At 45.2% G+C, this 10,669-nt stretch carries 10 protein-coding genes; all 10 read left to right on the plus strand.

From position 1 onward, the window contains the following. The first annotated feature begins 106 nt into the window (after positions 1-106). The 10 genes from alr to GT589_RS07275 all read left to right on the plus strand — a co-directional run bounded on the left by alr (position 107) and on the right by GT589_RS07275 (position 10,018). A complete protein-coding gene (gene alr, locus GT589_RS07230; RefSeq protein WP_293398019.1) occupies positions 107-1,264 on the plus strand; it encodes an alanine racemase in 1,158 nt (385 codons plus the stop codon). Positions 1,265-1,295: 31 nt separating this feature from the next. Continuing rightward, positions 1,296-1,577 carry a CopG family transcriptional regulator gene (locus tag GT589_RS07235; RefSeq protein WP_293398020.1) on the plus strand — a complete coding sequence of 94 codons (282 nt, stop codon included), beginning with the start codon at positions 1,296-1,298 and terminating at the stop codon, positions 1,575-1,577. Beyond that, the gene (locus GT589_RS07240; RefSeq protein WP_293398021.1) at positions 1,549-1,950 is read left to right on the plus strand and encodes a type II toxin-antitoxin system PemK/MazF family toxin; all 402 of its coding nucleotides are present in this window, start codon (positions 1,549-1,551) and stop codon (positions 1,948-1,950) included. Before GT589_RS07235 ends, GT589_RS07240 begins: the two co-directional genes overlap by 29 nt. A 146-nt stretch (positions 1,951-2,096) precedes the next feature. Then, complete coding sequence (locus GT589_RS07245) at positions 2,097-3,701, plus strand: glycoside hydrolase family 26 protein (RefSeq protein ID WP_293398022.1); 1,605 nt, start codon at positions 2,097-2,099, stop codon at positions 3,699-3,701. Between the two features lie 13 nt (positions 3,702-3,714). Further along, on the plus strand, positions 3,715-4,206 hold the full coding sequence (locus GT589_RS07250; protein ID WP_293398023.1) for a hypothetical protein: 492 nt from the start codon (positions 3,715-3,717) through the stop codon (positions 4,204-4,206). A 91-nt stretch (positions 4,207-4,297) separates the two neighbouring features. Then, complete coding sequence (locus GT589_RS07255) at positions 4,298-6,370, plus strand: DUF5693 family protein (protein ID WP_293398024.1); 2,073 nt, start codon at positions 4,298-4,300, stop codon at positions 6,368-6,370. Next, on the plus strand, positions 6,342-7,526 hold the full coding sequence (csaB, locus tag GT589_RS07260; RefSeq protein ID WP_293398025.1) for a polysaccharide pyruvyl transferase CsaB: 1,185 nt from the start codon (positions 6,342-6,344) through the stop codon (positions 7,524-7,526). Before GT589_RS07255 ends, csaB begins: the two co-directional genes overlap by 29 nt. Beyond that, on the plus strand, positions 7,483-8,232 hold the full coding sequence (locus GT589_RS07265; RefSeq protein ID WP_293398026.1) for a WecB/TagA/CpsF family glycosyltransferase: 750 nt from the start codon (positions 7,483-7,485) through the stop codon (positions 8,230-8,232). Before csaB ends, GT589_RS07265 begins: the two co-directional genes overlap by 44 nt. Positions 8,233-8,259: 27 nt before the next feature. Further along, entirely contained in the window at positions 8,260-9,087 is an 828-nt protein-coding gene (locus tag GT589_RS07270; protein WP_293398027.1) for a transketolase, read from the plus strand. Beyond that, positions 9,080-10,018 carry a transketolase family protein gene (locus GT589_RS07275; RefSeq protein ID WP_293398028.1) on the plus strand — a complete coding sequence of 313 codons (939 nt, stop codon included), beginning with the start codon at positions 9,080-9,082 and terminating at the stop codon, positions 10,016-10,018. Before GT589_RS07270 ends, GT589_RS07275 begins: the two co-directional genes overlap by 8 nt. The last annotated feature ends 651 nt before the right edge of the window (positions 10,019-10,669 follow it).

A 10,669-nucleotide genomic window follows, 5' to 3' on the forward strand; every position in this document is an offset into this window, starting at 1 on the left:
AATACTTTGTCAAAATGATTATTTTTGGCGGATTAATCGGAGTTCGAGCGATTTTATCTGGCTGCAAGATGTTGTTTCATACTAACTTTAAGGGGGATATATAGTTATGAAGTACAAAAACAGACCTTGGGCAGAAATAAATGTAGAGAACTTGAGAGAGAATTTCAGAAACATTAAAAGTCTTACAAAGGAAGGCACAAAGGTATGTGCAGTTGTCAAGGCAAATGCCTACGGCCACGGCTCGGTGCAGGTTGCAAAAATACTTATTGAAGAAGGGGCGGACTACCTTGCTGTTGCAAGCGAAGGAGAGGCGATAGAGCTCAGACAGGCGGGCATAAAGACTCCTATACTCTGCCTTGGATATGTTCCAGAGGTTGTATACGAAGAAGCCATAGCCAACGAGCTCGACATAACAATCTATTCTCTGGAAGCGGCTGAAAAGCTCAGCAAAGAGGCAGTCAGGCTCGGAAAAAATGCAAGAGTACATATCAAGCTTGACACTGGCATGTCCAGACTGGGATTCCAGGTTGAGGACGCCACAGTTGATGCAATTGAAAAGATAGCGGGAATGTCCGGGATAGAACTTGTGGGGGTATTCACGCACTTTGCAAAGGCCGACGAAAAGGACAAGACGTTCACGGAGTATCAGTACAGCGGCTACATGAAGATAGTCAGCGAGGTTGAAAAAAGAGGCGTAAAAATCCAGATAAAGCACGTGTGCAACAGTGCCGGAACTATGGACATGCCTCAGTACCACATGGACATGGTAAGACCGGGCATAATACTCTATGGTCTTTATCCTTCTGATGAGGTGATGAAGGAGAGGCTTGCGCTGAAACCGGTCATGACGTTCAAAGCGTCAGTGTCGCACGTGAAGGATCTGGAAGCGGGCAGAGGCATAGGCTATGGCCTCAGATACGTTACAGACAAGACAACCAGGATTGCCACAATGCCTATAGGCTACGCAGACGGATTTACAAGGATGCTGAGCGGCAAAATCAGCGTTAAGGTCAATGGCACAATAGTTCCTGTCGTAGGCAACATATGCATGGATCAGTCAATGCTGAACGTGGACGCAGTTGAAACCAAAGTGGGCGACGAGGTAATTATATTCGGCGAAGACAGCGATGCCAGAGTCGAAAGACTAGCCCAGGCTCTTGGAACAATCAACTACGAGATTGTCTGTATGGTCGCTAGAAGGATACCAAGAGTGTACATGGAAAAAAATACAGTTTTACAAGTCGTTGATTATTTGGTAAAATAGTCTGGTATCACAGAATGAGGAGGCGGTAGAGATGTCTGATTCTACGCAGAAAATTACTCTGGACTTGCCATGTAATCTAGTCGAAGAAATAAATAAAACGATGAGAGCAGATATGAAGGACATATCGGAATTTTTCAGAGAAGCCGCCAAGATGTACCTGCTGAAGCAAAGACAAAGGGACCAGATAAGAAGCGAAATGATTTCAGGCTATTGCGAAATGGCCAGCATCAACCTTGCACTTGCCGAGATGGGGTTTGCCAGAGACATGTCTTCCTTAGTGACTTATGAAAGGAAGATGGCTAAGAGTGAGTAGTGCTGATATAAAAGAAGGCATTAAAGACTTAAAAAGAGGCGACATATACTATGCCGACCTCAGCCCGGTAATAGGGTCTGAGCAGGGCGGAGTAAGACCTGTGCTTATAGTTCAAAACGACATAGGCAACAAGTACAGTCCGACTGTAATAGTAGCCGCAATAACAGCCAAGATAGACAAGGCCAAGCTTCCTACGCATGTGGAGATAAAGGCCAACGAATATGGCCTTGTAAAGGATTCGGTTGTGCTGCTCGAACAGATTAGGACTATAGACAAGAAAAGACTAAGAGAAAAGATTGGAAGCTTCGACGAAAAACTAATGCTCAAGGTTGACGAAGCTCTTCAGATAAGCCTTGGTCTTATGGAAATTTAGCTTAAAAAGCCGAAAATATCATCCTTTGAATTACGATGATATCTTCGGCTTTTTCGTTGAAATGCACATGATTGCTTCCTGGATTCTAGAATTTAGGATATAATAATCTTATATGAAAAATAAAAATGAAAACCGGAGGGATAGGGTTGAAGAGGTTAGCTACTATATTCATGTCAGTAATCCTGCTTTTTGGCTGTTTGCCGCTGGAGGCAGCTTATGCTGAAGACGGTATGGCAAAGAGGGATTTCGTATCATACAATCTGGGCTTTGTCTGCAAAATACCGATTTCGATGCAGGAAAAGGGTTCAATCGAGGATGTAGCCGCAAGGCTCGAGGGGCCTGACGGCAGCAGGATATACATATACAGCCAGGACATAAAGGGTATGTCGCCCCAGACGTACATATACTACAGCAACAAGCAGATAAGGGCGGGCCGCGGAGGCTTTACTATGCTGAGTGAGCGTGCGACAACGCTGGCAAGCAGCGCAAAGGCATATGAATTCCTGTATCAAAGGGATGCCATAAGCAATATTGAAAACGACAAGAACGTATATTTCGAGATAAATGCGGTCTACCCTCAGTTTAATCGAGTGCTGACCTTCTGGGTGAAGACAGACAGCGCCAATCTGGACTACTACACTCAGATGGCAAGAGATATGGCCTCGTCGGCATGGCTGTTTGAAAAGGGCGTGAAAAACCAGAGGGCGCCGTATGTGCAAAGGGATATTGACATAAAAGGAAACAGCACAAGGCTCAAGATAGGCAAGGACAGCATGATGTGGGGCATAATGCATCCGCACAACCTCAATGGGGCGGATTACACAACGAATCTGGTTCCATTTGAGAAGAATGTGGGCAAGAAGTTCGAATTCCTTATGACTTATTCGGATTTCGAACACAATGTCAATCTCAAGGAGGTCCAGGATGTCTACGCTGACGAGAGGGTAATGATGCTCACATGGCAGCCATGGGTGTACATAGACAAGACTCAGAATGAGAATATAGAAAATGAAAGCGCGATACTCATACCGGAGATAATAAAAGGCAACTACGACGACTACATAAGAAGCTGGGCCAGAGACATTAAAAGCATAGGAGAGCCTGTGTTTGTCAGATTCGCAAACGAGATGAACGGAGATTGGGACTCGTGGTGTGCATGGTACTTTGGAAAGGACACAGAGCTTTACAACGAGGCATGGAAGAGGATAGAGACGATATTCCATGAGGAGGGCGCCGACAACGCGCAGTTTGTGTGGAATCCTCACGATAGGTCATACCCAGATTTCGACTGGAACAGCCCGCACATGTATTATCCGGGAGATGAACATGTTGACTGGGTAGGGCTTACAGGCTACAACAACGGCACCTCATTTACGGGAGATGTCTGGAGAGAGTTTGGGGATATATATCAACCTGTGTACGACGATTACATGAAGCACTATCGTGAAAAGCCGTTCATGATAACTGAGTTTTCGTGCAATGAAGATGGAGGAGACAAGGCGTCATGGATAAGGAACGGATTTTCGAGCTTTGCCAACATGCCAAACATAAAAGCCGCTGTATGGTTCAACCAGATAGATACACGCTGGCTTTACAACATAGATTCATCAGAGGCATCGTTTGCAGCCTTCAAGGAATCAATGAAGAATCCGCTTTTTTCAGTGAAAAACGTATACAAGGAAGAAGAGCTGCAAACTGAAGAAAAAACGCAACAGGAAAAAACAGAAACAAACAAAAACGCAAAGAAATAGGAGCTGATGTGCAATGGCGTTCAAGGATTCAAAGGGCAAATTACTGCTTACAATAGCGTGCATAGTAGCGGCCATGGGATGTGTGGCCACTGCGGCTTCTGGAGATCCGGGCACAAGTGATGACCCGCTGGTTACAAAGTCGTATGTAGACAAGAAGATTGAAGACCTGAGCCTGTATATAGATGAAAAGCTATCAAATGGTTCGCAAAGCGCGGGGAGCTCTACGGGCTCGGCGGCGCAGACAGCCATTGAAGTAGTTGAGGTGGAATCAGGGCAGAGCATAATACTTCAGGCCGGAAGCCAGATAATACTAAGGGGCGGCAGCGGTTCAATAATAGACAGCAAGCAGGGTGGAATAGCCGACCTTACGCAGGGGATAGACCTTAGAAAGGGCTATGAAGCGCCTGCAAACCATCTGCTTATGGTCCCAAGGAGCGACGGAAGAGGCGTATTTGCCAAGACGGACTGCATATTCATGGTAATGGGAAAATACGAAGTTAAATAGCATTTTGTGTGCAACAGGGGTATAAATACCCCTGTTTTTATTGTATAATTAAATAGTTTGATTTATGTTTTGGTGAGAGGGTGATTAATTAATGATTAAAATAAGAAAACATCTGGCTATATTTTTAGTAATAGGCATGCTAGCATCAGTGTTTTTACTCTCTGGCAGGATCGGAGTAGAAAAAAACTATAAGAATGTGGACATAACGCTTGATTACGAATCGATAATGAACATGGCTGCGGAGTCCAAGGAACACGACATCGACTATTTTTTGAAAGAATTCAAAAAACTGGGCGCTTCTTCGGCTGCTGTAAGCGAGGCCACACTAAGCTCGCTTGAGGAAGACAAGGAGCTTAAGGTTGATGTGGAGCTTGACGGATATGACCTTGTAGTAAGGGCCGACAAGCAGATGATTGATTTTATAGCAAGCGGCTTTGCAAACAAGCTGGGCAAAGACAGCTTCGAGCTTGTAGACGAGGAAACTCTTAGAGTTTTTGGAAGCAGAGCCGACTATATATACGATGAAACCATAGTTAAAGACAGTGAAGGCAAGTATATAGGCAAGAAGAAAATAGGAGTTGGCTCCAAGAGGGAATTCATAGGCTTGGGCTTCCTAAAAAGAGACATAGACCGCATAAAGGCTGCAGGGCTTGAAGTGATTCCAAGACCTGTTTATACTTCGCAGTATGAAGGAGAAGAAAGCATTGCGGCGTATTTTGAAGCTCTTGACAAGAGCGGAATAAAGCCAGGCTACATAATGTTTTCAGGCGAAGAGATACTGGGTGGAGCTAAATATGCAGATGTGCTGGCAAAGGAGCTTAAAAGCAGGGGCATAATTGCTGCCATGATTGAAAGCTCTGTGCAAAGGGAGCACATCGAGCAGGACGGCCTTGCTCAGCTAGTGCAGAAGATGGACTACCATGCCACTAGAGTATTCAACGTCTGGGACTACATCCAAAAAAGATACGACTATGAGATACCTCTGCACAGGAACGGGCAGGAGGTAATGAATTCCATATACAGAGCCGTAGTGGAGAGGAACATAAGGGTTGTCTTCTTCAGACCGTTCATTGACAGCCAGGAAAGATACGTGACTGACATGTCGATATACGCCGACAGATTCAAAGAGCTTGAAGACAGGCTCGGAAGCCACGGTTTAAAAATAGCAGATGTAAAGCCGCTGGGCCTCAACGATCCTAGCAGATACATCAAGCTGCTTTCCGCACTTGGAATAGTAGCCGCCGGCTTTGTGCTGCTTGAGAATCTTATAAATGTAAGAGGCAGGATATACGGCATGGCGTTTTATGCTCTGGCGGCACTTACAGCTGCACCTTACGCCCTTAATATTGCAACTGATTCAATGGACAAGCTGTATGCACTCATGGCATCCATTATATTCCCATCACTGGCCATGGTGGCCTTGCTAAACGTTGTGAAAAAAATATGCGATGCTAAAAAGAGGGAAGACTTGAGGCTCAAGGACATAGTGCTTGAGGGCTCGCTGATGCTAATAGCGATTTCTCTCATATCGCTTGCGGGAGCTATATCTGAGGATGCATTGCTTTCACATTCGAAATATTTGCTTGAGATGGACCTTTTCAGAGGAGTCAAGCTTTCCCAGGTGGGTCCTATAGGTATCACGTTCCTGGCGTACATCTCGATATTCGGCTACGAGAGAAGCGAAGACAAGAAGGGGCTTTACTGGAGCGAGATAAAGCTTTTCCTGAGCGAAAACATAAGAGTAATACACATGGCTGTACTGGGAGTCATAGGTGCCGCCGCAATAGTGTATATAGCCAGGATGGGTCACGAAACCAACATAGAACCTTCATCACTTGAAATACTGGGAAGAAACATGCTTGAGATGATATTCCAGGCCAGGCCGAGAACAAAGGCTATACTGCTTGCACACCCTGCTCTATTGCTGCTCATATTCATGGCATACAAGAAATGCTGCAGCTGGAGCCTGCCGTTGCTGGCGCTTGCGGTTTCAATAGGTCAGGGCAACATTGTAAACACATTTTCGCATCTTAGAACGCCAATATATCTGTCTGTCTACAGGACCGCTTATGAAACGGGCATAGGGATACTTGTAGGAGCCTTGGCAGTTGCAATACTAAAGGGAGTATGGGATTATGTTCAAAGGAGAAAAGAGAATGCCTAGAGTGCTTGTCAGCGGCTACTATGGTTTCAACAACGCTGGAGACGAGGCAATACTAAAGGCACTTATAGAAGGCATCAGAGGAGCGCAGGACGAGTGTGAAATAGTAGTGCTTTCGCAGCACCCGAGGTTTACGGCGCAAAAGCATGACGTCAAGTCTGCCATGCGCATGAACATATTCAGACTGCTGTGGGAGATAAAAAAGTGCGATATACTGATTAGCGGTGGAGGCTCGCTGCTTCAGGATGTGACCTCGAAAAGGTCTATACTCTACTACCTCGCCATAATTTATGTGGCTAAGCTAATGGGCAAGAGCGTAATGATATATTCGCAGGGAATAGGGCCTGTAGGCAGGCCGTCGAATAGAAGATTCCTCAGGAAAGCCCTGAGCAAGGCAGACTTTATAAATGTCAGGGATGAAAAGTCCAAGAGCGAGCTGCAGGAGATGGGCATAGAAAACGAGATACTTGTCACGGCAGACGCGGTATTTGGAATGAACAGGCCCAGCCTGGAAAAAGGGGCTGCAGTAATAGAAAAGCTCGGCATAAAAAAAGAAAGGCGTCTTGTCGGCATATCGATGAGGCCCTGGATGGACAATGCCGAGATATCAGAAAAGTTCAGCCAGCTTTGCAAAGGTATGGTAGCTGAGCAGGACTGCGATATTTTGCTGTTGCCCTTCCACTTCTACTCGGACCTTGAGATAATGGAAATGGTATACAGGAAGCTTGACAGTGAGACAAGAAAAAGGGTATATGTGCTTAAGGAGTACCTCTATGTGGAGGACTACCTTTCGCTCATAGGAAATCTGGACATGTTCATAGGCATGAGGCTTCACGGGCTCATATTTTCAGTGCTCATGGGGGTGCCTGTGGTGGGGATATCTTACGATCCAAAGATCGACAGCTTCATGGCATCAATAGGAAAAAAAAGCACAACTGATGTTTTAAATTTAAATTTTAATGATATAATAAATGAAGCGGAAAAAATACTTCTAAATTTCGACATGGAAAAAGAGCTGATAGATTCCAAAGCAAGGGAGCTCTCTGCAGAGGTAAAAAACCACAATGTAGCTCTTGGAAGGCTAATTAAATCAAGCGGGCAAAGGTGGGATAGCATTGAAAAGGCTGAAAATTCTGGGAGTGCCAATAGACAAGGTTGACATGGATTCCGCCATCTCGAGAGTGGCGGACTGTCTGAAACAGAAGAAAAAGTGTGTGGTATGCACGCCCAACAGTGAAATAGTAATGCTTGCGCAAAAAAGCAGCGAGCTGAGGAACTTTATAGAGACGGCGGACCTTGTTGTGCCTGACGGCATAGGTCTTGTCCTGGCGTCAAAGATTGTAAAAAAGCCGCTGAGTGAGAGGGTTACAGGCATAGATCTTATGGACAGGATACTCGGCTACTGCAGTGAAAATGGAAAGTCTGTATTCATAATGGGCAGCAGGCCGGGAGTGGCTGAAAAGGCTGCTGCGAACATATCGCAGAAGTTCAAAGATATAAGGTTTGCCGGAACACACCACGGTTATTTCAAAGGATACCATACAGGCTGTGAAAACAGTCCTGAAGAGGCTGAGGTAATTGAAAAGATAAACGCTACAAAGCCGGATGTGCTCTTCATTGCCATGGGGGCCCCAAAGCAGGAGCTCTGGATTGCAAAATACAGGGACCGGCTGGAGTCCAACATAATTATGGGAGTCGGCGGCAGTGCTGATGTGTATGCGGGTGAGGTTCAAAGAGCCCCGATGGCTTATCAGAAGCTCGGGTTGGAGTGGCTGTACAGGCTCATTAAGGAGCCTTGGAGATATAAGAGGATGATGGCGCTGCCGGCTTTTGTGGTTGAGGTCATCAAAAGAGGCGAAAATTAATAGACTAGCTTGGGAGGTTTTATTAAAATGAGGGACCATAAAGAGCTGACTAGCATAGCCGCTAATGTCAGAAGAAACATAATTGAGATGCTTCACGAGTCGGGTTCGGGGCATCCGGGAGGTTCTCTGTCTGCGGTTGAGATAGTCACTGCTTTGTATTTCGATGAAATGAACATAGATCCTGAAAATCCAAAGAAGGAAAACAGAGACAGATTTGTGCTTTCAAAAGGACATGCGGCTCCTGTTATATACAGCGTGCTTGCCGAGAGAAAATATTTCGACAAGGGCGAGCTTATGAAGCTAAGAAAGACAGGGGCAATGCTCCAGGGACACCCTGACATGAAAGGCACGCCGGGAATAGAAATGTCTACAGGGTCGCTGGGGCAGGGTTTTTCTGCGGCATGTGGAATGGCAATGGCATCCAAGCTTGACGGTTCGCCGTGGAGAGTGTACGCACTTCTAGGAGACGGAGAGGTTCAGGAAGGCCTTGTATGGGAGGCTGCAATGAGCGCTGCCCATTACAAGCTGGACAACTTGGTGGCGTTCCTTGACAACAATGGGCTTCAAATAGACGGCAAGAACGAAGAAGTACTCGGAGTCGATCCTCTAGCTGAAAAATTCAAGGCGTTTGGCTGGAATGTGCTTGAAATTGACGGACATGACTTCGATCATATATTCACAGCTCTTGATGCTGCCAAGTCGGCGGCGGGAAGACCGACCATGATAGTTGCCAAGACTGTAAAGGGCAAGGGCGTTTCATTCATGGAAAATCAGGCGGGCTGGCATGGAAAGGCGCCAAACGCTCAGGAAAGAGAGACTGCTTTGAGAGATTTGGGAGGAAGATTCGATGAGTAAAATAGCTACTAGAGACGCATACGGCAAGGCTCTTGCCAAGCTGGGACAGCAAAATTCCAAGGTGGTAGTGCTTGACGCCGACCTGTCCAAGTCTACAAAGACAGCCGATTTCAAGGAAGTTTTGCCTGAAAGATTCTTCAACATGGGAATAGCCGAAGCGAACCTTATGGGAGCGTCTGCAGGTCTTGCAGCTGCAGGCAAGATTCCGTTCGCATCTACATTTGCGGTTTTTGCATCGGGCAGAGGTTTTGAAATAATAAGAAACTCAATATGCTATCCAAAGCTGAATGTAAAGATATGCGCTACACATGCAGGTATAACTGTGGGTGAGGACGGAGCGTCTCACCAGGCGCTTGAAGACATAGCAATAATGAGATCTCTTCCTAACATGAGTGTAATAGTGCCTGCGGACGGCGTTGAGACTGAAAAAGTGATATTTTCTATAGCAGACTACAACGGGCCTGTATACACAAGGCTTGGAAGGTCGGGAGTTCCTACTATTTTCGGGGATGACTACGAGTTCGTGCTTGGAAAAGGTGTTCAGCTTACTGAAGGTGACGACGTGGCTATAATTGCATGCGGCATAATGGTTGCCGAAGCCCTTGAGGCTGCGAAGATTCTAGAGGAAAAGGGCATAAAGGCCAGAGTGATAAACATGTCATCAATAAAGCCAATAGACTCGGAGCTTATTGTAAAGGCGGCAAAAGAGACGGGCGCGGTTGTGACTGCAGAAGAGCACAATATAATAGGCGGACTTGGAAGTGCGGTAGCAGAAGTGCTTGTTGAGGAGTATCCTGTACCTGTAAAGAGAGTCGGAGTCAAAGACACTTTCGGCGAGTCAGGAGACCCTAAAGAGCTTGTAATAAAATACGGCTTGACTGCAAATGACATAGCTCAGGCGGCCATAAAGGCTATAGAAAACAAGAGATAGAAAAGAGCATTGAAAATCTGAGTTAAAAGAGTGCACTCCAAGTGTTGGATTAATTATAACAGCATTTGGCAGTGCATTTTTTTTTGAATCAAGGCAGGATTCAAACCAAAAGTATAAATATTTTTGAGTTTATGTTTTGAAGTATATATGCCGGGTATATCTATAATGAAAACAATAGTTATAGGGATGAATAGCAAACCAGGCTGAATGCTAAAGGTAAGGGACCTCAATGCAAGAGGTCTACAGAAAGTCAAACCAAAGTAACAAACTCCTATCCTGAAACATCCGAATCAAAAAGGAGGAATGTTGGATAAGAAGTTTAGATGAAAGCTCGAAAATAAAAACTGAATATGAAACAAATAATCATGCTTATAACTGTTGACTCAGGCTATCATAATAAAAAAGATAGCCTGAGATATTTTTTTGCAAAAAAAAAAGCCCAGTACGAATTATTCGGTCTGGGCACGAGCTCCGTTTTATTTGCAGAGCTATGATATATAGCAAGAGGGTGCTGACTATTTGTCGAGTGTGTAAAATAAAGTGTGTATCTTCCTTAGAATTGATATAATCAAACTATCATTCAAGGAGGTACGCACTTTTTCTATGGGAATTTTAAGTAAAGACCAAATCAGACAAATGATAAAGCATTAC

Origin of the sequence: Peptoclostridium sp., assembly GCF_009881055.1 — a bacterium.
GTDB lineage: Bacteria > Bacillota > Clostridia > Peptostreptococcales > Peptostreptococcaceae > Peptoclostridium_A.

Coding starts and splice junctions, on each gene's coding strand:
- GT589_RS07270 (WP_293398027.1), top strand. CDS start 8,260: ATGAGGGACCATAAAGAGCTGACTAGCATAGCCGCTAATGTCAGAAGA.
- GT589_RS07240 (WP_293398021.1), top strand. CDS start 1,549: ATGAAAGGAAGATGGCTAAGAGTGAGTAGTGCTGATATAAAAGAAGGC.
- GT589_RS07235 (WP_293398020.1), top strand. CDS start 1,296: ATGTCTGATTCTACGCAGAAAATTACTCTGGACTTGCCATGTAATCTA.
- GT589_RS07275 (WP_293398028.1), top strand. CDS start 9,080: ATGAGTAAAATAGCTACTAGAGACGCATACGGCAAGGCTCTTGCCAAG.
- GT589_RS07255 (WP_293398024.1), top strand. CDS start 4,298: ATGATTAAAATAAGAAAACATCTGGCTATATTTTTAGTAATAGGCATG.
- GT589_RS07250 (WP_293398023.1), top strand. CDS start 3,715: ATGGCGTTCAAGGATTCAAAGGGCAAATTACTGCTTACAATAGCGTGC.
- csaB (WP_293398025.1), top strand. CDS start 6,342: ATGTTCAAAGGAGAAAAGAGAATGCCTAGAGTGCTTGTCAGCGGCTAC.
- alr (WP_293398019.1), top strand. CDS start 107: ATGAAGTACAAAAACAGACCTTGGGCAGAAATAAATGTAGAGAACTTG.